The 22,361-nt window shown below is 73.5% G+C and carries 22 protein-coding genes; 4 read left to right on the top strand and 18 right to left on the bottom strand.

Translation table 11 applies throughout. The annotated features are described in order from the left end of the window. Positions 1-130 precede the first annotated feature (130 nt). On the top strand, positions 131-844 hold the full coding sequence (locus ACGFIE_RS07085; protein WP_393291938.1) for an HD domain-containing protein: 714 nt from the start codon (positions 131-133) through the stop codon (positions 842-844). 21 nt (positions 845-865) lie between these two features. Here ACGFIE_RS07085 and ACGFIE_RS07080 read toward each other — a convergent pair whose 3' ends face one another. Next, positions 866-1,558: an NAD(P)-dependent oxidoreductase gene (locus ACGFIE_RS07080; protein ID WP_393291935.1), complete on the bottom strand. Its 693-nt coding sequence runs from the start codon at positions 1,556-1,558 to the stop codon at positions 866-868. 60 nt (positions 1,559-1,618) lie between these two features. Between ACGFIE_RS07080 and ACGFIE_RS07075 the strand changes: the two genes are divergently transcribed. Beyond that, the gene (locus tag ACGFIE_RS07075; protein WP_393291934.1) at positions 1,619-2,035 is read left to right on the top strand and encodes a winged helix-turn-helix transcriptional regulator; all 417 of its coding nucleotides are present in this window, start codon (positions 1,619-1,621) and stop codon (positions 2,033-2,035) included. Positions 2,036-2,050: 15 nt separating this feature from the next. On the opposite strand, the gene ACGFIE_RS07070 is transcribed toward ACGFIE_RS07075, so the two are convergent. The 17 genes from ACGFIE_RS07070 to ACGFIE_RS06990 all read right to left on the bottom strand — a co-directional run bounded on the left by ACGFIE_RS07070 (position 2,051) and on the right by ACGFIE_RS06990 (position 20,734). Next, positions 2,051-2,851 carry a BTAD domain-containing putative transcriptional regulator gene (locus ACGFIE_RS07070; protein WP_393291932.1) on the bottom strand — a complete coding sequence of 267 codons (801 nt, stop codon included), beginning with the start codon at positions 2,849-2,851 and terminating at the stop codon, positions 2,051-2,053. Between the two features lie 137 nt (positions 2,852-2,988). Continuing rightward, positions 2,989-4,116: a hypothetical protein gene (locus ACGFIE_RS07065; RefSeq protein ID WP_393291930.1), complete on the bottom strand. Its 1,128-nt coding sequence runs from the start codon at positions 4,114-4,116 to the stop codon at positions 2,989-2,991. A gap of 13 nt (positions 4,117-4,129) precedes the next feature. Continuing rightward, a complete protein-coding gene (locus ACGFIE_RS07060; RefSeq protein WP_393291927.1) occupies positions 4,130-6,475 on the bottom strand; it encodes a hypothetical protein in 2,346 nt (781 codons plus the stop codon). A gap of 11 nt (positions 6,476-6,486) precedes the next feature. Next, the gene (locus tag ACGFIE_RS07055) at positions 6,487-7,923 is read right to left on the bottom strand and encodes a baseplate J/gp47 family protein (protein ID WP_393291925.1); all 1,437 of its coding nucleotides are present in this window, start codon (positions 7,921-7,923) and stop codon (positions 6,487-6,489) included. Beyond that, complete coding sequence (locus tag ACGFIE_RS07050) at positions 7,916-8,419, bottom strand: hypothetical protein (protein ID WP_363681583.1); 504 nt, start codon at positions 8,417-8,419, stop codon at positions 7,916-7,918. Before ACGFIE_RS07050 ends, ACGFIE_RS07055 begins: the two co-directional genes overlap by 8 nt. A 1-nt stretch (position 8,420) precedes the next feature. Beyond that, the gene (locus ACGFIE_RS07045) at positions 8,421-8,744 is read right to left on the bottom strand and encodes a hypothetical protein (RefSeq protein WP_393291923.1); all 324 of its coding nucleotides are present in this window, start codon (positions 8,742-8,744) and stop codon (positions 8,421-8,423) included. Positions 8,745-8,754: 10 nt separating this feature from the next. Continuing rightward, entirely contained in the window at positions 8,755-10,782 is a 2,028-nt protein-coding gene (locus ACGFIE_RS07040; protein WP_393291921.1) for a hypothetical protein, read from the bottom strand. After that, positions 10,779-11,426 (bottom strand): hypothetical protein, encoded by a 648-nt coding sequence (locus tag ACGFIE_RS07035; protein WP_393291919.1) that lies wholly within the window; start codon positions 11,424-11,426, stop codon positions 10,779-10,781. Before ACGFIE_RS07035 ends, ACGFIE_RS07040 begins: the two co-directional genes overlap by 4 nt. Beyond that, entirely contained in the window at positions 11,426-11,926 is a 501-nt protein-coding gene (locus ACGFIE_RS07030) for a hypothetical protein (RefSeq protein WP_151489582.1), read from the bottom strand. Before ACGFIE_RS07030 ends, ACGFIE_RS07035 begins: the two co-directional genes overlap by 1 nt. A gap of 2 nt (positions 11,927-11,928) precedes the next feature. After that, complete coding sequence (locus ACGFIE_RS07025) at positions 11,929-13,407, bottom strand: hypothetical protein (RefSeq protein ID WP_393291917.1); 1,479 nt, start codon at positions 13,405-13,407, stop codon at positions 11,929-11,931. Then, on the bottom strand, positions 13,404-16,631 hold the full coding sequence (locus ACGFIE_RS07020; RefSeq protein ID WP_393291915.1) for a hypothetical protein: 3,228 nt from the start codon (positions 16,629-16,631) through the stop codon (positions 13,404-13,406). Before ACGFIE_RS07020 ends, ACGFIE_RS07025 begins: the two co-directional genes overlap by 4 nt. A 2-nt stretch (positions 16,632-16,633) precedes the next feature. After that, complete coding sequence (locus ACGFIE_RS07015) at positions 16,634-16,888, bottom strand: hypothetical protein (RefSeq protein ID WP_393291913.1); 255 nt, start codon at positions 16,886-16,888, stop codon at positions 16,634-16,636. Between the two features lie 28 nt (positions 16,889-16,916). Continuing rightward, the gene (locus ACGFIE_RS07010) at positions 16,917-17,345 is read right to left on the bottom strand and encodes a hypothetical protein (RefSeq protein WP_007460824.1); all 429 of its coding nucleotides are present in this window, start codon (positions 17,343-17,345) and stop codon (positions 16,917-16,919) included. A gap of 17 nt (positions 17,346-17,362) precedes the next feature. Continuing rightward, the gene (locus tag ACGFIE_RS07005; protein ID WP_393291912.1) at positions 17,363-18,532 is read right to left on the bottom strand and encodes a hypothetical protein; all 1,170 of its coding nucleotides are present in this window, start codon (positions 18,530-18,532) and stop codon (positions 17,363-17,365) included. A gap of 76 nt (positions 18,533-18,608) precedes the next feature. Further along, the gene (locus tag ACGFIE_RS07000; protein ID WP_393291910.1) at positions 18,609-19,550 is read right to left on the bottom strand and encodes a hypothetical protein; all 942 of its coding nucleotides are present in this window, start codon (positions 19,548-19,550) and stop codon (positions 18,609-18,611) included. A gap of 284 nt (positions 19,551-19,834) precedes the next feature. Then, a complete protein-coding gene (locus ACGFIE_RS06995) occupies positions 19,835-20,185 on the bottom strand; it encodes a barstar family protein (RefSeq protein WP_393291907.1) in 351 nt (116 codons plus the stop codon). Positions 20,186-20,284: 99 nt separating this feature from the next. Then, complete coding sequence (locus tag ACGFIE_RS06990) at positions 20,285-20,734, bottom strand: ribonuclease domain-containing protein (protein WP_393291905.1); 450 nt, start codon at positions 20,732-20,734, stop codon at positions 20,285-20,287. Positions 20,735-20,999: 265 nt separating this feature from the next. Between ACGFIE_RS06990 and ACGFIE_RS06985 the strand changes: the two genes are divergently transcribed. Beyond that, positions 21,000-21,773, top strand: coding sequence for a hypothetical protein (locus ACGFIE_RS06985; protein WP_393291903.1), 774 nt, complete (start codon positions 21,000-21,002; stop codon positions 21,771-21,773). Between the two features lie 74 nt (positions 21,774-21,847). Beyond that, complete coding sequence (locus ACGFIE_RS06980; RefSeq protein WP_393291901.1) at positions 21,848-22,351, top strand: hypothetical protein; 504 nt, start codon at positions 21,848-21,850, stop codon at positions 22,349-22,351. Positions 22,352-22,361 lie beyond the last annotated feature (10 nt).

Here is a 22,361-nt window from a genome sequence, read left to right as displayed (position 1 = left end):
TGCTATCGCGGTGTCCGAGCGCTCCGGACCCCCCGACATCAGGCGGCGGAGTCGATCACCGCGGTGACGCGCGGTCGGGTCGGCGACGTAGCGGGCCATCGACGGGGGGAAGATCGGCTATAAGTGACGCATGGACTTCCCGCCGCACCTGGGCAGCATGCCGATGCACGCGATCACCGAGATCCACGGCGAACCGGGCCTGCTGGAGCGCTTCCGGCTGGAGGTCGAGCGCTTCGACGACGCCGAACGCGTCCGCCTGACCGCCGCGCTCGACCTGGCCGCCGAGCTGCACCGTGACGACCGGCGGGTCCGCGAGCCGTACCTCAACCACCTCCTGCGGGTGGCCATCCGCCTGATGCACCACTACCAGGTCCGCGACGTCGACGTGATCGTCGCCGGCCTGCTGCACGACGCGGTGGAGGACCACCCGGCCGAGCTGGCCGACGGCGGCACCGACGCGGCGCTGGCCGCGCTCGCCGCGCGGTTCGGGCCGCGGGTGGCCACCCTGGTCGCCGCCGTCACGAACCCGGAGTACGACCCGCAGCGCGACCGCAACGTCCAGTACCGGGAGCACCTGGCGGTCAGCCTGGACCGGGAACCCTGGGCGCGGGTGATCAAGGTGTCGGACTTCACCGACAACGGCGTCGGGGTGATCCACACGATCGGGCCGAAGGTCGTGTCGTCGGCCAAGAAGTACCGGCCGCTGGTGCCGCTCTTCCGGGATCTGATCGGCCGTCCGGACACCCCGCTGTCGCCGGAGGTGAAGACCCACATCTTCGGCCAGCTCGACCTGGCCGAGGAGCGGTTCAGCGCCATCCTCGACCGGCCGGCCCACTCGCGCTGACCGGCGGCGTTGCCCACGGCGTCACCCGCCGGAGAGCACCGCGACCCGGGCGGTGTGGACACTTGGCCGCACCAACTCGTCGGCGACGGCGCGGGCGTACTGGTCGTACGTCAGCGAGGTCGTCGCCTGCTCGCGGGTGAGGGGTTCGGCGACCAGCCGGTACCCCTGTCCCGCCGCCGACGTGTCAGGCGTCCCGAACCCGGCCGGCGGGGTCAGGACCGCCCAGTCGAGCGTCGTGGCGGCGAGCGCGGGCAGGTGCCGGGCGTGCGCCTGGGCGAACGGCGTCAGCGCGGGCGGGAACAGCGTCGGGTCGTCCATGAACGCGGTGCCGGAGTCGAGCGTCAGCGTGGCGGCCAGCCCCACCGCCACGAGGCGTCGACGGGGCGCCGGCCAGGACGCGTCGATCCCGGCGACGATGGCCGCGAAGTAGTCGAGGTCGAAGTCGTCGAACGACTGCGGCGGGGCGGAGAACGGCGTGACGGCCAGCACCACGGCGTCGACGGCCCGCAGCGTCGACGCCAGCTCCGCGGGGCGCTGGGCGTCGCCGGGCACCACGCGCAGGCTCGGGTGGGGCGGCAGGTCGTGGCGGTGAGGTTGGCGGAGCACGGCGTCGACGTGCAGGCCGTGCGCGAGCAGCGCGGCCGTGACCGCACGGCCGACCCGGCCGCCGGCACCGAGGACCGCGACCCGTCGCGCTGGTGACGTGGTGGACATGGCCACGACGGTAGGTCTCGCACCTGTGGTTACCGCAACGTGACCACCTACGCTGGATCGGTGACCCAGTCGGTCGGGCCGTTGCCCTCCTTCGACCCCGCGTGCCCGATGAGCACGTTTCCGATCCAGATCGGCGGCAAGTGGACCGCGATGATCATGCTGTGTCTCCAGGACGGGCCGCGCCGGTTCGGCGTCCTGCGCCGCCATCTGCGCCCGATCAGCACGAAGGTGCTCGCCGAGACCCTGGCCCTGATGGGGCGCGACGGCCTGGTGCGCCGCCGCCCGGTCGCCGGCGCCGACGACGGTGGTGTCGAGTACGAGCTGACCGCGCTCGGTCGTTCGCTGCTCGGCGTCGTCGAGCACGCCCGGGCCTGGGCCCGCGACCACGCCGAGGAACTGGCCCGCGCCCGGGCCGAGGCCCGCGACCACGCCGAGGAGCTGGCCCGCGCCGGGGACGCCGCCCAGCGGGCTGGCTGAGCCGCCTCCGGCCGATCACACCGGCACACCGCCACCGACGCCCGGCGCGAACGCCGGTGCGTGCAGGCCCGCGCGGACCAGGTGCTCCAGCCAGGGCGTCGGGGCGACGCCCAGTTCCCGACCGAGGTCGGCGCGGAACAGCTCCAGCCGGCGTACCGCCTCGTTGATGTTGCGTTCGGCCAGGTGCACGGCGATCAGCACGCGGGTGGCGCTCTCTCGCAGCGGCTCCAACTGCACGGCTGTCAACGCCACCTGCACCGCCTCGCTGAAGCGACCCTGCGCGGTGAGCCGTTCGGCGAGCGCCTCCAGCGCGTACAGCTGGGTCTGGCGCAGCCGTTCCCGCTCGGTCAGCACCCAGTCGTCGTACCAGCCGGGCAGCAGTTCGCCCGTGGCCAGCGCCGGTACCTCCGCGCCGACGCCCGCCGGCGCCCCGCCGGCCAGCAGCGCCACGGACGCCGCGGCGAGGGTGGCGACGTCGCTTGTCACGCCGGCGGCCAGCGCCAGCCGGTCGTCCTCCTCGACGAGGGGCTCGGGCGTGACCCGGTGCAGCCGCCAGAGCATCGTGCGCAGGTTGGCGCGGGCCCGCTCCTCGTGCGAGCCGGGCCAGAGGGTGCCGGCCGCCTCCCAGCGAGCGCATCGCTGACGTACGCCGAGGTAGGCGAGCAGCCGGCGGGCGCCCTGCGGCACCGGGACGGACCGACCGTCGCGTTCCAGCCCGAAGCCGCCGAGCAGACGCAGCGTGTACCGGGTCGTCCGCCCCGCGCCGGCCTCGTGTACCCCGGAGCGGAGGTCCTGCGTCACCTCGTGAACTGGCATCCCTGCGCCCTTCGCACCCGATCGCCGGTGTGGGGGTCCACGCTCGGGTGTGGATGGTCGGCACGCCAGCGCAGTGTCGTCACACCGACCCGGCGAACGACGGGGATCAGCCGTTCGCCGGAGTCCGCGCCGACCGTTCAGCGCAGCTTGCTCAGCGTCCGGGCGTAGCCGGTCCACTCGGCGGCATCGCCGACCTCGGCGCGTACCCCCGCGTCCTTCATGATGCCGAGCACCCGCTCGGGCGGCGTGTCGGCCAGCTTGCCCAGTGTGCTGATCCCGGCGCGGGTCAGCGCCGCGCGGGCCTTGGTCGGCACTCCGGCGAGCATCGCGATGTCGGCGTCGGCGACGTTCTCCAACTCGGACTCGATGCCGAGCGCCGCGGCGACCGCCGACTGGGCGCCGACGGTGGTCCGGACGATCACCGCCTCCCGTTCGCTCACCTCGGCGAACATCGCGTCCACACTCTGGTAGGCGGTCTCGGCCGGCAGCACCTTGAGCACGTCGCGGACGGTCCGGCCGTCGGCCAGCTCGTCCTCGCCGAAGGTACGGATGAACTCGGTCAGCTTCACCTCCTGCGGGAAGCGCTGCCGGACGTCGCCGTTCTCGGCGGCGTACCGCTCCAGGTAGGCGGCACCCCGGACCTTCGGGCCGGCGACCACGTCCACACCCAGGGTCTCCACGGCGGGCAGCACGATCGTGCCGGCCTTGGTCTGCCAGATGCTCACCTTCTTGTCCATGAACATGGTGGTGCCCATGTACTTGCCGAAGTCCAGCGTGCCGATGTAGTTGGGGATCTGCTCGAGCTGGTACGGGCCGGGGCTGACCTTGGTCTCGTGCACCGTGGAGTGCAGCCTGTTGATCTCGGCGCGGATCTCGTCGAGCAGGTGGCGCAGGCTCACCCGCATCGCGGCCATGCAGGAGAACGCCTTGGCCAGGTCGGTGCCGAGGTGGTCGAGGTCGTGCTCGATGCGGTGGAACCGTTCGTTGAAGCCCTGTTCGCCGGGCGTCTGCCCGGCCTGGACGACGTCCTCGCCGTCGACCCAGTCGCTGTGCGCGAAGGTACGGGCGAACGGTGGCGGCGCGCAGCCCGGCTCCACCGCCGAGAACGGCTCGGCGTAGTTGAACACCCGCTTCGCGGTGCCCACGTTCTCGTAGATCCAGGAGGAGACCAGCACGCTGGCGTCCGACTGCGGGATGCCGTGTTTGGTGAACGCCTCGTACAACTCGGTGACGGTCACCCCGTCGTAGTTGATCTCGCTCGCCATGATGATGTCCCTCTCAGAGCTGGTCGTACACGCCGCGGTGCCGGCGCTGTTGGAAGGTGCGGAAGGTCCGGGCCACCGCCGGGCGCAGCGGTTCGGCGTCGCCGTCGGCGTCGAGGTCGACGTGGTCCCGCCGGATCCCGAAGGTGTTGATCTCCACGCCGAGCGGGCAGACCCGCATCAACGCGTTCATCAGCCGCTCGTACTGCGCGAGGGTCAACGTCACCGAATCGGGCAGCTCCACCCGGAACTCGTACGGGTCGGTGAGGCCGGTCCGCACGTAGGAGAGCGCCACCACGGCGACCAGCCCGGCGTGGGTGGGCCGCAGCGTGGTCCGCGCGCCGACCGCCTTGATGTCCGCGGTGCCGCCGCCGAGCCCCACTGTGTACCAGCGGAAGCCGGTGGCCCGCCGCTCGGCCAGGTTGAGCCCGGCCTGGGGCAGCCCGATCACGCTGCACACCAGCAGCACCCGGTTGCCGGTGTCGACGAGCGGCAGCGCGGCGGCGAGATGCTGGTCGCGCAGCAGACCGACCAGCCGGGCCAACCGGTCCGCCGCCACCGGCTGACCGGCGATCAGCGCGGACGCCAGCGCCGCCGGCAGCTCGATGGTCTCCACCAACTCGTCGGGGAGCCGGTTCAGCGCGGCCACCACGGGCGCCGGGTCGCGTACCGCGGGCAGGCCGGCGGCGGCCAGCACCTCATCGACCGGCTGCCCGGCCGGCCGGGTCGGTACGCCGGCCCACCGGGTCCGGGCCGCCGCGTCGGTAAGCGGCGTCCACGCCGGCTCCCCCGCGCCCGTCCAGGCCGTCGCCGCGGCGGCCAGGCCGGCCAGCAGCAGCGCGTTGCCGCCCGGGTCGCCCGGCGCGTGGAACTGCGCCTCGACGGCCACGTCGGCGCCGACCGTGGCGGTGCTCGGCGCGGTCACCGCCAGCCCACGGGTGGGCAGGTGCGACAGGTACATCCCGGTGGTGCTGATCCGGTGCGTGGTCTGCACGCCGCACACCCGCCACAGCCAGGCCACCTCGCCGTCGGCGGCCACCGTGGGCACACCGGCGGCGCGGGCGGCGGCGATCAGGGCCTCGGCGGTCCGGTCGGCGGTGATCGCGCGACCGGTGTCCAGCACCCGGTTGCGCAGGTCGGTGGCCTGCGCGGGGGTCGGCCAGCTGACGTCCACACCGAGACCCAGCTCGTAGCGGCTGCCGCCGGCGTCGTCCTGGGCCCGGGTCACCTGCCACACAAGTGTCGAGCCGAGCGCCCGGCAGACCCGCCCCACCCGGTCCAGGGCGGTGGCCAGCGGCGGCGCGACGGCGTGCGCGCTGTCGAAGGCGTACGACTGGCGCAGGCTGGCCCGCAGCGCGGTGACCTCGGCGAGCCGGCTGGCCGGCAACGCGCGTCCGGCGTGCGTGGTGTTGTTCGGTGGGGTGTTCGCGGGCAGGACGAGGCGGTCCCGGCGCAGTTGGGCGAGGAAGTTGGTGCGGTGCTGCGGGTCACCGGCGGCGACCAGCCGGATCGCCACCGCGAAACGGTCGTCGTCCTCGCGCACTGTGAAGCGGGCGCCGCCGGGCAGGTCGGCGAAGAGCCCCGCGTTCGGGTCGGCGTCCGCGCCGGGGCCGTTGAGCAGTCGCCGCACCGCGCCCGGGGTGGGCAGCAGGAAGCGCCGGTAGAGCCCCAACCGGTGGGCGTACGCCGCGTCCGGCTCGCGGGCCGGCGGGGCGAGCCGCCGGGCGTACACCTCGCCGCTGGCCGGCTCGTGCACCAGCTCGTCGACGAAGCGGGCCACCCCGACGTCCGCGCCGATCCGGTCCAGCGCGTCGCGTCGGGCGTGCGCCAGGGTCCGGTACGCGTGCACCTCCCGCAGGGTCCGACGCAGTCGGTGCTTCTCGTGTGTCACCAGGTAGAGCAGCCGGCCCATGTTGCCCTCCAGCACGGCCAGCTCGACCAGCTCGGCCAGTGCCGCGCCGGTGACCGCCGTGGCGGTGGCGTCGTCGACCGCGCGCTCGACGGCCACGGCGACGGTGAACGGCGCGACCAGCGGCTCGGCGGCGGTGTCCGGCACGTGCGCCGGCACCGACGCGCCGCTGGCCGACCAGGGCGCGAAGACCACCGGTGGCAGCGCCCGCTCGTCGGCGCCGCCCGGGTCCAGGGTGACCGTCACCCGGACGGTCTCCTCGGCGAGGTCGCGGCGCAGCACCACGGTGAGCAGCGGATGCCGGGTCGTCCAGTCCACGGCGGCGACGCCGGTGGCCTCGACCGGCACCACCACCCGCCGCACGGCACCCGGGTACGGGCCCTCCAACTGGTCGATGAGGTTCTGCTCGACGGACGGGTCGGCCCCGTCCACCGGCACCCGAAGGTCGGTCATCGCGCCCCCGCTCAGACGATCCGGAACGGCCGGGGGTCGTCCCGGTCGACGTAGACGGGCACCTGGTTGGCCGCGAGCACGGCGTTGTCACCGACCGGCAGTCGCTGCACCCCGTCGCCGGTGGGCGCGCTGCCGGTCACCACCACCGCCGAGTCGGCCGGGAAGCGGACCAGCCGCAGCCCGCGTACGTCGGCGACGCCCGGCTCGTTCATCAGGGTCCAGATCACCTCGGCGGCGCGGACCGGCTCACCGAAGGGCAGCTCGTCGACGTAGCGGCGCAGTCGGGCGTGCAGCCGGGCGCGCAGCTCGGTGGCGGCGGTGGACGCGTTCACCGTCTCCTTGGAGCCGGTGGGCAGCGGCAGGCCGCGGATCACCAGGTCGGCCTCGACGCCGATGCCCACCTCGTCGGCCCGGTCCACCGAGGCGAAGATGCCCACCGGACGCAGGTCCTCGATGACCGACTCGACAGCGGCGTGCAGCCCGTCCGGGCCGTCCCAGATGGCGGCGGCGGTCGGCGCGACGAGCACCGTGACGTAGTACGGGTTGCCCAGGTCGCGTTCGGTGCTGAAGACCCGCTCGATGAAGTTGAAGTTTCCGAAGATGGACTGGTTGAGGTCCAGCCCGCCCCGACCGTCGAAGACCTGCACCTGCCGTACGCCGGGCACGGTGGCCACGGCCAGGCCTATCGCCTCGGCCGTCCAGATCGAGCGGGGCGCGGCCAGCAGGAGCTGCCGGTAGCGGGCGTCGGAGACCTGCTGCTCACCCCCGGTCAGCGCGACGGTGTGGGTGATCTCCACGAGCTCCTCGCCGGCGGCCATTTCGGCGGCGTTCAGGTCGGCGAGCAGGGTGTCGGCCCGGTTCCAGCGGTCGATCTTCTGGCTGGCCTGGGTGGGGTCGAGGTTGTGCGTCGGGCCGGGGTAGAAGGCGGCGACGGCCGGCTCGCGCTCGCCGACGGCGGCGGAGAGCACCACCGTCTCGTCCAGGGCGACGTGGTGCCCACCGGGGGTGGACAGCCGCGCGCCGCGGGGCAGGGTGAGCTGGGTCCGGCCGGCCGGCAGGGCGGCCTTCAGCTTCAGTTTCAGCGTGCCCCGCGCCTGCAGGTGCGGCCGGGGGGTGCCGAGCTCCTCGCCGAGGCGGGTCAGCGCCTCGGCGGTGGCCGACACCACGTACGTGTTGTCGTAGAACGAGCCGCACATCGCCCACAGTCGGGCGTCCTCCAGCGAGGCCAACTCCAGTGTCTTGCGCAGGACCGCGCCGCTGGTCAGGTCGATGTCCTCGCCGAAGAGCAGCCGGGCGGTGGCCAGCTTCTCGGCGAGCAGCCGGGCGAAGGACTTCGGCACGAAGCCGGTCTCGACGATGCCGAAACCTGTCGAGCCGGTGGCCCGCAGCGCGGCCGCGTCGACGGCGAGGACGTCGGCCAGCTCGGCCGGGAGGGTCGGATCAGACACTGGGCAGCTCCCCGAGATGCACCGAGAGCCGGTCGTCGGTGATGGTTTCGAACTGGACCTGCACCTGCAGGGTGCGAGAGGACCGCAGCGCGGCCGCCGCCGCGTCGTCGGCACGGCCCGCGCCGAGCCGGCCGTCGTCGAGGTTCACGTCGACGATCTTGCGGACGCGGGGGTCGCGGTCGAGCAGCGTGATGATGCCGATGCGGACCTGCTCGCGGACGAGGTTGGGCTCGATCTGCTCGGCCAGGGCGTTGAGGCCGTCGAAACCGAAGGTGGCGTCGAAGACGTTCGAGCCGCGCAGCGTGGTAAGCGCCACCGCGAGGCTCTGCGCCACGTTGCCGGTGCCTTCGACGAGGGCCAGCACGCGGCCGTTCGGGCCGTCGTCGAAGACGATGTCGCGGGCCAGGTCCACCCCCGGCATGGTGGGTTCGAAGGCGAGACCCCAGCCGAGGTAGCGGCGCTGGGCGGCCTGCCGTTCCCGCTCGGTTCGGTCCACCTCAGACCGCCTTCAGCTTGCTCTGCCCGGCGCTGGCGGCCAGCCCGGGGCTGGAGCCGTCCGTGGCGCCGCTGAGCGAGCCCAGGGCCACCGCGACGTTGCCGACGGTGAGCTTGCCGGCGGCGCCGGTCGCCGAGGTCACCGTGCTGCACTGCTTGGTGGAGTTGCTGGTGGTGATGGTGCACCCGGCCACCGACCTGCCGCTGATGCCGTCGAGGCGGACCACCGGCGCGTGGCCGACGGTCAGCTTGCCCTGCCCGGCCGGGGTGACCTTCCCCGAGTTGGGGCAGTGCACGTCGCTCGACGTGGTGAGCACGAATGCCATCTCGCTCTCCTCAGTGGACGTTCATCGCGTTGTCGACCTGGACGTCGACGTCGGCGGCGGCGATGTTCACGGTGCCGCCGCTGATGTTCACCGCGCCGTCGCCCGCGTCCAGGTCGATCTGGGTGGCGGTGATGGTGATCGAGCCGTCCTGCTTCATGACGATCGACGACCCGCCGGCGGCGTGCTCGATGGTGATGCTGCCGACCTCCTTGGTGCGGGCCGGGCGCTGACCGCGTCCCTGCAACTGGGCCCGGCCCACCCGCACGGTCAGCTCACCCAGCTCGATGACCCGGTTGCCGTCGCCGTCGGTGAGGTCGTGCACCACCGTGCCGGTGTGGTCGGCGGGCACCACCGCGTCCGCGACCGACGAGCGGCGGTCGGTGGCCACGCCGACCGGCAGCGACAGCCACCAGTCCCCCGGCTGGGACACCGGGGCGTGCCCGGTGGGCCAGAGCGCGCCCACGTCGACCGGGTCGTCCGGGGCGCCGTTGCGATAGGCAAGGGCCACCCGGGTGCCCGGGTAGCGGGGCAGGATGAGCCCGCAACCACCCCACGCGAACGGGGTCAGGTAGGTCACTCCGGGCAGCGGCGCGGGCTGGTCGCGGCGTACCGGCAGGCGGCGGGCGGCGTTGGGGCGACCGTCCGGGCGGACCAGGCCCTCCCACACCGTCTCGGTCTGTGCCGGCGGCTCGACCGCGCCGCTGGCGTTGGTGGCCGCCGCGCGGACCTCGCCGATCTCCAGGCCGCGCGTCTCGCCCCGGGCCGCGCGGGCCGCGCGGCGCACCGCCTCGGCGGCGGCCACGCCGGGCGACGACGCCGGGCCGGCCGGCTCGGCGGGGCCCACGCCGGACGCGTCGCTCCAGCTGTCCCAGGCCTGCGCGGGCGCGGCGATCTCCACGCCCTGCACCACCGTGACGAACCCGGCGGTACGCGACAGCGTGTGCCGGGCGGCGCTGAGGTAGAGCAGCTTCGCCCCGGCGCCCAGCTCCCCGGTCGACGGGGCGAACGGCGCGGCGAACGAGCCGAGCAGCGCCGCGCCGACGCTGCCCAGCGTGGTGGCCTCGTCGGTCGCCGGTGGGTCGAAGCGCACCAGGTCGCCGGGCTTCAGGTCGGGGCGGCCCTTCAGGGTCAACGTCCACGCCCGACGGCGCGGCGGCGCGGTGCCGCCGGCCTCGGTGGCCGCGTACGGGTCGGTGTCCTGGCTGCCGTTCTCGGTGCACTCCAGCAGGCCGGTGGCGAGGGTGAGGGGCTTCGGCTCCCCCTCCGGGTACGGGATCGGCCGCTTGCCCACGTGCACGGTGCCGTCGCGGATCAGCAGCATCCCCCGCCCGTACGCGTTGAGCGACTGCTGCAGCGCGCCACCGATCCGCTCCAGCGCGGCGCGGTAGAGCAGCCCGGCACCGAAGGCGACCCGCTCGTCGCCGGCCGCCTCGCTGGCGCCCCGGGTCATCGTGCCGTCCGGGTTGGCGCCCCATCCGGTCACGTCGACCCGGGTCCGCTCGGCGACGGCCCGGATCGCCGCGGTGAAGTTCGCCGCCTCGAACCGCTCGGCGACCCGCTGCCCGAGCCGCGCGTACGCCTGCTCGACGAGGGTCAGCTCGGTGTCGTACGTCCGCTCGCCGGTCAGCCGGCGAACCTTAGTCACCCGCAGCACGGCGACCAGCGCCTGGGTCAGCTCGGCCGGAGACGGGCCGGCGTTGACGCCGACGAGGTTGGTGAAGAACGCGCCGACCGAGGTGTTGGCGTCGCGCCAGTACAGGTGCAGCTTCGCCACCAGCGGCGGTTGCCCCTCGGCAGTGCGCAGCGCGGCGAAGTGCTCGTCGACGAGCCCCTGCACCGTGATCGTGTACGCGCCGGGGCCCAGCCCGTCGGGCAGCGCCGCGTCGATGGCCGCGTAGTAGTCGGCGCTGGACAGGGTGAGCGCCGCGTCGGGGCTGAGCCCGGTCGGCGTCTCCCGGTGGAAGGTCAGCGTCCATCCGGCGTCGTTGCCGACCGCGCCCTGGCGTACCTGGCCGGTCTGGAATGGCGTGAGCGTCATCGGAGCACCCTCCGCAGCTTCTTGTCGAGCAGGTAGCGGTAGCGCAGCTTGCCGGGGCCCAGCTCGGATTCGACGCGCTGCGCGGGCGGGCGTCGACGCCAGACGAACTCGTTGATCGGCGGCGGCCCGAACTGGTCGACCGCGCGGTCGGCGGGTCGCCAGGCCAGGGTCAGCGACGAGCCGTAGTCGCCGGAGCCGCGTACCGTCCCGGCGTGCAGCAGCCAGGTGAGCACCACCAGCTCCACGGCGACCGGGGCCGGGCCCGCGGTGGTGGTCGGGCCGGCGTCGGGGCAGACCCGGCGCAGGCCGGCGGCGAGCGGCACCGAGCCGAGGATCCGGGTGCCCTGGCGGACGACCAGGCGCAGCGGCACGCGGCCGACAAGCGCCGGGGCCCGGGGTGTGGCCGGTGGCGCGGGTCGGGGCGCCAGGTCGTCGGCGGAGCTGCTGACCACCGCCAGGGGGTCGGTGGCGAGCCACTGCCGGGCCAGCCCGGTGGGCAGGATCAGCACGGCATGTACGCCGGCGCCCAGCTCGACGCGGTGCGGCAGGCCGGCGGTGAGGCTCTGCCGCACCTCGGTGAAACCGGCGGGCACCTCGATGGGGGTCTCCGGCAGCAGGTAGCGGTCGATCGGGAACGGTGGCATCAGTTGCCCAACCCGTCGGCGAGCGCGCCGACTCCGATGCTGGCCACGTCGAGCAGCTTGCCGAGCAGGCTGGGACGGGGCACGTGGACGAGGGTGATGGTGGTGTCCAGGACGTCGCGGCGGGCGGCCGAGGCGCTGAAGGTCAGCGACTGCACCTGCATGTCGGTGCGGATGGTCATCGACGTGACGAGGATCAGCCCGCCGAACCTGCCGCCGGAGTACGCGGCGAGGGCGGTGCCGCGTTTGCTCGCCTCGGCCATCGTCTCCAGGGCGAACTTCCAGGCGTAGCGTTCCGCGCCGACGAGCACGCCGGTCAGCGTGATGGTGTCGTCGTGGGTGGCCACGATGGCCTTGTGCGCGGTGGAGCCGATCGGCGGCAGGTGGTAGGTCTGGGCCAGGGAGATGGCGGTGACGGCCCAGAGTGGGATGGGCAGCACACCGTCGCTGATGATCGCCGACGGCACGGTGCCGTACCGCATGAAGCTGCTGGTGATGGCCATGCTCAGCGCCCTCCGGTGGGTGGCAGCGGCACCGGCGTGCCGGTGGGTTCGACGGCCAGGCCCAGGTCGCGCAGCGCCTGGGTGATCTCGCGGACCTCGCCGGCGGCGCTGGTGACCCGCAGTCGCAGTCGCCGCTCTTCGAGCGCTCGGCTGATCCGCGCGGGCCGGGTGGACGCGGAGCCGCGCCGGTTGATCCGGTCGATCTCGGCGGCGGCGTCCTCCATCCGGGAGATGGCGTCGAGGATCCGCGGGTCGGGGGTGAAGCCGGGGTCGTCGCGTTGCAGCCGGGCGATGGCGTCGCGGAAGTCGGCGGCGTCGCGGCGCAGGTTGGTGACCAGGTTCTCGGTGAGCGAGCTGACCCCGCTGACGCTCGTCGCGCGGTGCGACTTGTCGTCGAGCAGCCACACCCAGCCGTCGTGGCCGATGCCGACGAGGTCGGTGCCGGCGACCTTCACGTTGGCGTCCGGTCCCTTGAGGAACAGCTCGATGCTGCTCAGCGAGAACGCGGCGCTGTACTCGCCGAGCACGCCCCGGCCGTAGGTGACCATGTCGTGGCGCAGGTAGGCGCGGAAGCCGGGGCCGTCGTCGGCGCGGCCACCCCGGTCGCGGAAGCGCCGCCACAGGGTGGCCAGGGCCTCCGGGTTGTGTACGGCGAGCTGCTGGGTGAGCCAGACGTCGCCGCCGGCCACCAGCGCCCGCAGGTCCGGGTCGGCGATGCGGGCAAGGGCCTCGGTGAGGCGGGCCCCGGTCATCTGCAGGCCGCGGGAGCGGGCACGGCCAAGGTCCTCGACGGCGGTACGCAGCCGGCTCAGCTCGCCGGGGGTGAGCCGGCCACCGAGGCGGGTCTCCAGGTCGGCGACGGCTGCCCGCTTGCCGCTCTCGGTCTCGGCGGTCACCGCCCGCCACAGCGCGGTCGGTTCCAGCTCTGCGGCACGGCGCAGCGCGGCCTTCCGGTTCGCCGGCATGGCCCGGAACGCGTCGCTGACCGCGGCGGCCGGCTCCGAGTGCAGCCCCGACGCTCCACCACCGGCCTCGAACTCGCGCAGCAGCGAATTGGCGTACGCGCCCGCGTCCTCGGCCAGTCGCAGCGGCGCGTCTCCGACGATCCCGTCGCGAGGGCGGCTCAGCTCACGCATCTCGGTGCGGAGTTGCTCGAAGGACTCTCCCAGCGTCTCCACCCGCACGCCCTCGGGCAGGGCGCTGCCCTCCAGCACGTGGTCGAGGATGCCGGCGATCCGCTCCCGGAGCACGGCGATGCGTTCCAGCCGGTTGAGCGCGTTGCCCAGGTGCAGGTCGCCGACATCGTCGACGACGCGGCGGATGAGGTGTTCCAGCAGCCTGCGGGAGCGCACCTCGCCGGCCTCGCTGTGCGCGGCCACCGTCCGCAGAAACTGGCGCAGCCGGGGGTTCGCGTCGGCGGCGGCGTGCACGGCGGCGGCGTCGAGGAACCGGCCGGCGCGGAACCGGCGGGGCCCGGTCACTGCCGCACCTCCGGCACGCGCGGGCCGGACGCGGCGGCGTGCGGCGAGGCGAGCACCATGAGGATGAAGCGGGCGCCCTCGGGGCCGCCGACCGCGCCGCTGAGCATCGCCTCCCGCTCCACGTAGGCCAACACGGGCTCCATCAGCTTCTGCACCACCCGTTCCAGCACCTCGTTGAGCAGGATCTCGGTCAGGAACCCCTGGAGCAGGTCCCGGGAGGCGGCCTCGACGATCTGCCGGGTGACCCGGCGTACCACGTACCCCCGGGCGGTGCGCAGCCCCGCGCGGACGCCGAAGCGCAGGGCGACCCGGCCGCCGCGCACGGCCGCGCCGCCGATGGTGCCGGCCTCCGGGATCAGCGACAGGGCCAGACCGAGGTACGCGGCGAACAGCTCGACCTCGACCTCGGTGCGGGTGAGCACCAGCTCCGGGTCGAGCATGGAGGAGTAGAGGCGCTCACGCTGGTGGGCGTGCGCCACGTCGACGGCGGCGACGGCCACCCCGACCACGAAGCCCAGCGGCGGGCAGAGCAGCGACAGCGCGATGATCCCGACCATGATGGCGAACGCGCTCAGCGCCTCCCGGCCCAGCTCGGTGCCGAACAGCTCGTCGACGCCCGTGGCGTAGTAGAGGTTGCCGCCGAAGAACTCGCCGAGCTGCTGGTGGGTGACCAGGTGGACGCCCTGCAACGCAAAGCGTCCACCGGGAATGGTCGCCGACGGGATGTGCTCGCTGATCCGGCTGGACCGGAAGGCGAACCGCGCGTCGGTGCGGGCGCGGCCCAGCATCTCGGTGTTGTTGCGCCGCATGTCCTGCAACACCCGCCACAGCTCGCCGCGGATCGCCGACCGGTCACCGGCGAAGCGGGCCAGCACGTCGGGCACGTCGGTGATCTGCTTGACCAGTGGGTCGATTCCCTCGGCCTCGCCGCGCTGGATGACAAGCGCCTGCTCGATCTCGGCGAGGGTCCACAGCACCGCGTGGGAGTCGCGGATCCGCGTCACGCCGTCGCGTTCGACGATCTCGCCGGCCGCGCCGGGACTGGTCAGGGCGGCCTCGGCGGCGAGGAACGCGCTGGAGATGGCGCGGGCCGCCCCGTACCAGGCGGTGGACGGGTTGGCCACGCTCACCGTGGCGAGAACGCCACCGCCGGCGTCGGTGTGCGCGGCCGTCCACCGTGCCGCCTCGTGCCGGCGCAGCCGCTCGCGCAGCCCCTGCAACTCGGCGTAGTCGGTGAGCTGGGAGACGATCAACCGCTCGAAGATCGGCGCGTACTGGTCGAAGCGGGCGATCCGCGCGTCGATGCCGGTACGCGAGCTGAGCAGCAGTTGCACGAGCATGGCCTGGCTGCCGACGACGAACAGTTGCCCGACCGCGGCCTTGACGGCCGGGCTGAACGCCTGGACGAAGTGCAGGTTCCAGGAGGCCGACGAGTCGATCCAGCCACCCTGGACGCGGGCGAAGTGCTCGGGCTGGCTGTAGCGGCGCATGACGAGCTGAGCGAGGTGGTCCAGGCGGGGCACGACGCCGGCCAGGTGGCGCAGGAACTGCACGGCGGGCGAGGCGACCGGCCGGAAGTCCAGCGGGCCCAGCCCTCCGGTGCCCTGGGGTACGGGCCGGGTGAACGCCTCGCGCTCGGCCGCGCCGACCAGCAGGCTGATCGCCGCCGCTCGGCCGCGCAGCACGGCCGCGGCCTGGAGGCAGAAGTTCGCCGGGTAGCGGCACGGCTCACCCATCTGCAACCGGAACGCGATGTCGTCCATCAGCCGGCGCAGCTCGTCGCCGTCCGCACCGAGCGCGGCCAGCTCCGGTTCGCCGTTGAACGACGCGCAGGCGGGCATCGCCGAGTGCCCCGCTCCGACGACGGGGAACCGGCTGCCCTCGGCGCCGGCCGGCGCGCTCGGGCTGCTCGGGTCGAAGACGAACCCGCCCCGCCGGCCGCCGCCGCCGTCACCGGTGCCGCCACCGGGGCTGGAGCCCGTGCCGTTGCCGCCGTTGCCCGTGCCGCTGCCGCCGGTGCCGCCGGTGCCGCCCGGCCCGCTGCCGGACCCGGTGCCCGTGCCCGTCCCGACGCCCGTGCCGGTGCCCGCACCGGTGCCGGTGCCCGTGCCGCCGCCGGGTGGGGCGTTCGGGTCCGGCGGGGCGGCCGGGTGCTGCTCCACGGTGATCGGCAGCAGGTTGGCCGTGCCGGTCCAGTGCATCGTGGCGTCGGTCTCCTCGGTGCCGACCAGCAGCAGGGACACCCCGCCGATGCTGACCACCACCAGGCAGGTAGGCGTCGCCCCGCCCACCGAGGCGAGGATCGCGTCGACCCGCCGGGTCACCTCCGCGTCGACGGCCCGCTCGATCTGCGCCTGGTACTCGTCCACGCTTGTGGTCTCGCCGCGCGGCGACGCGGTCCGCAGCCGCTGCCGGATGTCGGCGCTCAGCTCCTCGTCCACCATGGCGACCAGGGCGTTCCGGTCGGCTACCGGCCGCCGCTGCACCGTACCGGGCTGCGGGCTGGGCACCCGCTCCTCCACCTCGAAGTGCGGCTGCGGCGTCGCCCGGAACACCGTCTCACCGAACCGCTCGAACGTGAGGACCGACAGCGGGGTCGTGGTAACCATGATCGCCCAGACCTGTCGCCCGTCCGAGCCGACGACGCGGGCGATCACACCCTGCGGGGTGCCCGACGGCAGCCCACCGTGCTGGCGTACCGCCTCGCGGGCCAGCTCGGCGAAGTGGCCCGCCAGGTAGGTGGCCGGGCGCAGCAGCCACTGGTAGGTGGCCCCGGGCGGCTCGTCGCCGTCCACAGGCACCTCGGCCGCGTCACCACCGTCGTCGTAGGACGGCACCCGGTAGACGGCCAGCAGGTGCCGCATCCGAGACGCGTCGAACACCTCGGTCGCCGGTCGGCTCAGCGGCGCGACCACCCCGGTCGGCAGCCCCGGGTCCAGCCGCGCCGCGCCGATCACCTCGTCGATGCGCCGGCGCAGCCGGGCCTCGAAGGCCCGCCGGTCGTCCAAGGACACCCGCTCGGCGGCGGCGCCGGTCCAGCGGAAGTCCGGCGCCGCGGCGCGTACCTCCAGATAGCCGCCGCGTGGCGCGACCACCTCCTGCCGGGAGCGTTCCAGGGCGCGGGCCAGGGCCACGGCGAGGGCGTCGGTCACGGCCGCCGGCCGCTCGGTCACCGACCGGGCGTCCAGCCGGATCCGCACCGGCACGTGCACCGAGATCGCCACCGTCAGACCCGCCCGTCCAGGTGCTCGGCGAGGCGGGCCAGCGCGAGGTCGGCGAGCGCGTCGGCGTCGAGGGCGCCGCCGGCCGCGACCACCTCGATCTCCACCGGGAAGTGGTACGCGATGACCGCGCGATCATCCTCGGCCACCTGCTCGGCCTGCGCCTCGCTGCCGGCTGCCGGCAGCACCAGCTCACCCGCGTGCACCAGGGCCAGCCCGGTACGGGTGACCCGGGCGGCGCGGCCAGCTCCGGTCGCCATCTGCTACCTCCGGTTGATCGTCGCGCGGTTACGGCAGGACGGACGGGTCGCCGGTCTTCGGGTCGACCGAGGCGGCCAGGCTGAAGCCGCTGAAGGTCGCCGCCGGGGCGCCGGAGATGGTGGCGGTGGTCGGTGTGGCGCTGGTGATCAGGCAGTCCCGCAAGACGAAGGACGAGAACGACCAGTCGTCGCCGGTGTGCTCCAGCAGCGCGATGTCGAACAGTTCGCCGTCCAGGGCCAGCTTGGTGAGCCGGCCGGCGACGTCCCCGATCGCCTTGACCGTCATCGTGAAGTTCATCGACACCGGCGCGTGGATGGCGCCCAGGTGGGTCACCTCGCACGAGTGCAGCGCCTCGACGTTGAGCGAGAAGGACGGGCTGAACGAGTCGATCGGGCTGATCAACACCGTCTCGGTGCCCTTGGTGTACTGCACCGCGAGGCGGGTCTTCCACTCCATGGTCTGGTTCCTCCGGGTCAGAACTTGGCCACGAGCGTGACCAGCAGGCGGCTCACGGCCGGGCCGTACGTGACGGTGACGACCAGGTCAACAGTGCGGTCGGCCCGGGCGGCGGTGACGATCGAGGTGTCGGTGGCGGTACGGGCCACCTCGGGGATGGTGAGGATGTCGAGCACCGGGATCTCGACGCGGTAGTCGTCGATCACGGCCTGCCGCTTGAGCGGGCCGAGGATGCCGTCCACCTGGGTCTTGAGCAGGGTCATGCCCGGCTTGGTGATGCGGGCGTCACCGACCAGGCCGATCAGGCCGGCGCGGAGCATGAACTCGATCTGGTCGAGGGTGCGGACCAGGTCGACGTGCAGCAGGCTCGCGTCGGAGGTGAACAGCCGTCCGTCGGCGAAGTGCAGGCTCTCGCCGGTGATCAGCGTCGGGTCGATGATCGGGGTGAGGTTGGCCTCGGAGAGGCCCTTGATCTCGGCCGGGCTGTACTGCTTGGCCACCGGGACGGCCACCCCGCGGATCTTCTTCAGCACGATGCTGTGGTGCACCGGCAGTCCGGCCACGGCGGCCATCGCGGCGGTGGCGGCGTCACCGTCGGCGCCTCGGGCGGCGATCATCACCATCCGGCTGGTGCTGCTCTTGAGCGGGTTCGCCGTGGTGGTGACGTCGGCGACGTAGGTAGGGCCCTTGTCGGTGGCCGGGTTGACCATGGCGAAGCCGATCCGTCGTTGGCCGGCTGCCGACATCGTCTCCACGTGCGCCTTGAGCGCCTGCAACCCGGTGGGCGCCCCCGCTCCGGCCGGGTTGCCGACGCTCGACTCGTTGGCCAGCGACACCATTGTCACGTCGTCGGCGGCCTCCAGACCGCTCAGCGCGGCGGCGTAGTCGTCGCCGGCCACCTTGACCCCGTACACCTTCGCGGGGCGCGGGTCCTGCAGGAACGCCAGTTCCAGGGAGTTGTAGAGGGCGTTGCGGACCACGTTGCCGGCCTGCCGGCGGGCGAAGTTGGTGACCGCGTCGTCGAGGGTCTCGATCCGCACCGGCGTGTTCGCCGGCGCGGAGCCACCGTCGGCGGTGGAGGGCGCCTTTCCCACCACGGCGATGACGCCCGGCGAGCGCTGGGCCAGCGGCGCCGGTGGCGGCACGATCCGGACCTCGATGAACGGGAATGCTGCTGTCGGTGCCACGGGTCCTCCCGGACGAAGTTGCTGCTGCGGTAGTTGTGCGGCTGCCTGCCGCTGGTGCTGCCAGCGGCCGGGAGTCTCAGGTCGTCAGGGCGGCCAGTCCGATGCCGCTGCGGGCGAGCCACTGGCCGGCGCGGGCGAACCGGGCGGCCCGCCTCTGCACGTCGGTGCCGGCGTCCCCGCCGGGCCAGCCGTCGTCGTCGAACGTCTCGATGGGGACCACCCAGACGGCTACCACCGGGTGCCGCCGCCGGACGTCGTCGGGCGCGGGCGTCTCCAGCCCCAACTCCTCGGCGCGGGCCCGGACCAGCCGCGTCTCGACGAGCAGGTCGGCGAGGGAGAAACCCCTGTCACGGATCAGCACGGCCGCGGCGAACGGCAGTGGACGCGGCGTGGGCGGCGCGGCCGGCGGGTCCGCGTAGCGCAGCTTCACGGTGGCCCCGGCGGCCTGCCCGCGCATCCGCGCCACCAGATCACCGGCATTCGCGGCGCCCACGCCGGCGAGCAGCCGGTCCAGGTGCGCGTCGGTGAACGCGGCCGGCTGGTGCAGGCCCGCCCGCAGCCGGGCCACCAGTCGGGTACGACGCTCGGTCTCCAGCAGCGCCGGGTCGGTCGGCAGCGCGCCGAGGTCGGCGATGATCTGCGGGTCGACGTCGAAGGCGGGCACCGCCACGTCGAGGTCCTCGACCCGGTCCCGCGCGAGGCTCGTCCGCACCACCAGACTGCCCCGCCACAGCGCGTCGATCCGCAGCGCCGACCCGCCGAGGCCGTGCAGCCGGATCCGCAGCTCGGTACGGGTGGTGCCGCCGGAGCCCAGCCACTCCCCCTCGGCCAGCGTCGCGGGGGCGGCGGCGAAGCCGAGGGTCAGCTCGTCGAAGACCGCCGCGTACGGAGGCGCGACAGGCATCGCCTCGGTGTCGTACGCGGCCTCGACCAGGTGGGCCAGTGACGCGTCGTCGAAGACGGCGGCGCGGGTGCCCGGATCGGCCAACCGCACCAGCACCTGATCGACGAAGTCCACCGCACCGGCCTCCCCGCTGCCTCCGCCGGGGCACGCCGCCCGGCTCGGCACGAGGATCGCGAAGGGGCCGTCACCCGAGCGTCACCACCACCGTCACCGCGCCCGGAGGCGACCCGGACTGTCGGGAACTGAGCACCGACACAGCGATCAGCCGTCCCCGGCCGGGCCCGGCCCTCAACCGGCTGCCCTCAGACGGCCGCCCTCGGCGCGAGCTGGCTGCCTTTGGCGCGCGGCGCGGGGCCGAGGCATGCCACTCCGCAGAGCGGTATACCTCAGAGTCGGTTTCAGTCGAGGGTGACGCGCAGCGGGTGCGGGGCGCTGGTGGCGAGGTCGTCGAGCACCGCGAGCAGGAGGGCGTACTGATCGCTCGGCTCGTCGGCGAGCAACTGGCCCGCGTCGGTGATCAGCAGTGTGAGCGGACCGGCGTCGAGCCGGTCGGCGAGGACGTCGGAGAGGGCGTCCCAGGTGTCGCCCAGGTACGTCGGCAGGGCCAGCGCGCTGGCGAGCGCGGCGAACAGCTCGCCCCTGGTTCGGGTCGCGGCTCCGACCAGCACCACCGCGTCGGACACGTCGTGGGTGTCGTCGCGGCGGACGTTCAGCCAGTCGGGTGTCCGACCCGCCTTCTCATCGGCCATCATGTGCCTCCTGATCGGACCGGACGGCATCGGACCGGGCGACATCCGACCGGGGCGACGACGCGGGCCGGCCGACCGCGGCCGGCCGGCCCGGATCGGTCAGAGCCGGTAGAAGTCGGTGTAGTGGTTGGGCGAGAACCAGGTGACACCGGTGCTGCGATTCACCACGATCCGGTACGCGTCGCGGGCGGCGCCCTGGGTACGCGGATACACGTCGTACTCGTAGTAGGTGGCGTTGGTGGGCAGTTGACCCTCGTAGTTGTAGAACCGGCCGCCGGCGAAGTTGGACAGCCCGCCGCTCCAGGAGTACCAGCCGCGGCTGGTCGGGAAGCCCTTGGCGGACCAACCGGAGCGGGCGGAACGCGCATCCGCGCACCGGCTGACGGTGCAGGAGCCATAGACCGCAGCCGACGCGGAGTCGGTCAGGCGAGGGGTCACCACGGACGGGCCGACCAACGCGGTGGCGACCATGGTGAGGAGCAGGGCGAGGGTGGTGGTACGCCGGCGGATCGCGCCGAGCGTGGCCAGCGGGGACACGAGGGTGAACACAGGCTGCCTCCAGACCATCCGATCCATCGATCCGCGTCGTTGGCGGGTCAGAGCCAGTCTCGCCGTTGCCGGGGTTCGGCGACAGCCCACACCACCCCAACTGCTCCACAATGCTCGGTGAACCCCGGGCGATCGGCCCCTCCACGAGCGGGCGCATCGCGAGTTTCCCGACGCCGGCCCGACCTGGGGCCATCGGCGCGGCTACGGGCATATCGGTCATCGGTTGTTAGCGTGACATGCGGATCGGTGACCGTGAAGGGGTGCCATGACGGACGCTCCCGGGGAGAGGCCGAGGCCCGCGGATCTGTGGCGTCGGCGGGGCGTCCGTGGGCTGACCATCGCCCGGGACGTGAGTGTCCGGGGTTGGCGGTGGTGGGCACGGACGTGGGACCGGCTGGTGGCCGCGCTCCAGGACGAGGCGCCCGTCGGGGCCGGGGCCGGCCCGTCCCCACCGGGGCCGCTCATCGAACAGCGCGACGCGCCACGGCTGATCGCGGTCCCCGCCCGCGGGTACGTGTACGCGTTCTACGTCCGCGCCACCTTCGCCTGGTCGTCGCCCGCGAGTCTGCGCGCCGAGGTGTTGAGCTGGTACGTGCAGTACTTCGAGCCGAACGCGATCCAACGGCTGACCCGGCTCGCCGCCGACGCCGCCCGGGACCTACCGCCGCATCGGGCAGGTGATCTGGAGGTGGCGTTGCAGCGGGCGCTCGCCGACGAGCCGGAGTGGCGCTACCAGCGCGGCGACGTCCTCATCACCTGCCGACCCGACGCCGCCGTCCGGCTCGACGAACGGATCATGCCGGCGCTCCGGCCGCACGTCGACCGGATGGTGAAACTGGAGTACCAGTTCGACGAGCAGTTGCGCAGGGCGACGTACGCCGAGGAGCTGAGCCGACGGTGGACGGCGATCCTGGGCGACCACCTCGACGCGGACGCCGACCGGGAGGTGGCGGAAGCCCGTCAGCACCTGCTCGACGCCCAGCGGGAGGCCGCGCGGTGGATCGGCGAACTCCTTCACCTGCGCGCTACCAAATCTTGATCACGTCAACGAGGAAAGCTGGCTAGCATCCTTCCGTCCTTCCGCTCGGGGAGGCACGGGGAGGAACGTACGCCATGGAGCTCGAACGCAACTGGAAGCCTTACGCCAAGGGGCCGGCACTGCTCGTGCTGGCGGTGGTCCTGGCGTTCTCGCCGGAGATCCTGTCGGCGATGGGCCGGGAGTTCACCTTCGGCAACTGGGTCGGCTACGTGATGGCGCTGCTCGCCCTGATCGCCGGCCTGGGCGCGGTGCGGGAGAGCCGCCAGGCGTTCGCTGTCCGCATTGGCGAGCGGGGCATCAGCTGGACCAGGGGCGAGGCGACCGTGGACTTCGCCTGGTCGGACGTGAGCCGGGTCGCGGTCGAGAAGAAGCCCAACGCCGGCAAGCTGGAGAAGCCGAGCATCCTGACCGTCTGGGTCGCCGACCAGACCGAGCGGGAGCTGCCGCCCGACGTCGAGCTGACCGGCCTGCGGGGCTACCACGTCGCCGACCTGAAGAGCACCAAGCAGTCGCGCGACCAGGTCGAGGCGGCCCTGCGCCAGTACGGCGGAGACCGCTACCCCGCACCGGCCAACTGACCCGTCGCCC

Origin of the sequence: Micromonospora sp. NPDC049275 (assembly GCF_043197115.1) — a bacterium.
In the GTDB taxonomy this organism is placed as follows: Bacteria; Actinomycetota; Actinomycetes; order Mycobacteriales; family Micromonosporaceae; genus Micromonospora.
The sequence above is the reverse complement of the archived record's forward strand: the minus strand, read 5'-3'. Positions and strand labels throughout refer to the sequence as shown.

What these genes read in the sequence shown, in the direction of transcription:
- ACGFIE_RS07085 (WP_393291938.1), top strand. Translation starts at nt 131, where the DNA reads ATGGACTTCCCGCCGCACCTGGGCAGCATGCCGATGCACGCGATCACC.
- ACGFIE_RS07080 (WP_393291935.1), bottom strand. Translation starts at nt 1,558, where the DNA reads ATGTCCACCACGTCACCAGCGCGACGGGTCGCGGTCCTCGGTGCCGGC.
- ACGFIE_RS07070 (WP_393291932.1), bottom strand. Translation starts at nt 2,851, where the DNA reads ATGCCAGTTCACGAGGTGACGCAGGACCTCCGCTCCGGGGTACACGAG.
- ACGFIE_RS07065 (WP_393291930.1), bottom strand. Translation starts at nt 4,116, where the DNA reads ATGGCGAGCGAGATCAACTACGACGGGGTGACCGTCACCGAGTTGTAC.
- ACGFIE_RS07060 (WP_393291927.1), bottom strand. Translation starts at nt 6,475, where the DNA reads ATGACCGACCTTCGGGTGCCGGTGGACGGGGCCGACCCGTCCGTCGAG.
- ACGFIE_RS07045 (WP_393291923.1), bottom strand. Translation starts at nt 8,744, where the DNA reads ATGGCATTCGTGCTCACCACGTCGAGCGACGTGCACTGCCCCAACTCG.
- ACGFIE_RS07040 (WP_393291921.1), bottom strand. Translation starts at nt 10,782, where the DNA reads ATGACGCTCACGCCATTCCAGACCGGCCAGGTACGCCAGGGCGCGGTC.
- ACGFIE_RS07035 (WP_393291919.1), bottom strand. Translation starts at nt 11,426, where the DNA reads ATGCCACCGTTCCCGATCGACCGCTACCTGCTGCCGGAGACCCCCATC.
- ACGFIE_RS07030 (WP_151489582.1), bottom strand. Translation starts at nt 11,926, where the DNA reads ATGGCCATCACCAGCAGCTTCATGCGGTACGGCACCGTGCCGTCGGCG.
- ACGFIE_RS07015 (WP_393291913.1), bottom strand. Translation starts at nt 16,888, where the DNA reads ATGGCGACCGGAGCTGGCCGCGCCGCCCGGGTCACCCGTACCGGGCTG.
- ACGFIE_RS07010 (WP_007460824.1), bottom strand. Translation starts at nt 17,345, where the DNA reads ATGGAGTGGAAGACCCGCCTCGCGGTGCAGTACACCAAGGGCACCGAG.
- ACGFIE_RS06995 (WP_393291907.1), bottom strand. Translation starts at nt 20,185, where the DNA reads ATGGCCGATGAGAAGGCGGGTCGGACACCCGACTGGCTGAACGTCCGC.
- ACGFIE_RS06985 (WP_393291903.1), top strand. Translation starts at nt 21,000, where the DNA reads ATGACGGACGCTCCCGGGGAGAGGCCGAGGCCCGCGGATCTGTGGCGT.
- ACGFIE_RS06980 (WP_393291901.1), top strand. Translation starts at nt 21,848, where the DNA reads ATGGAGCTCGAACGCAACTGGAAGCCTTACGCCAAGGGGCCGGCACTG.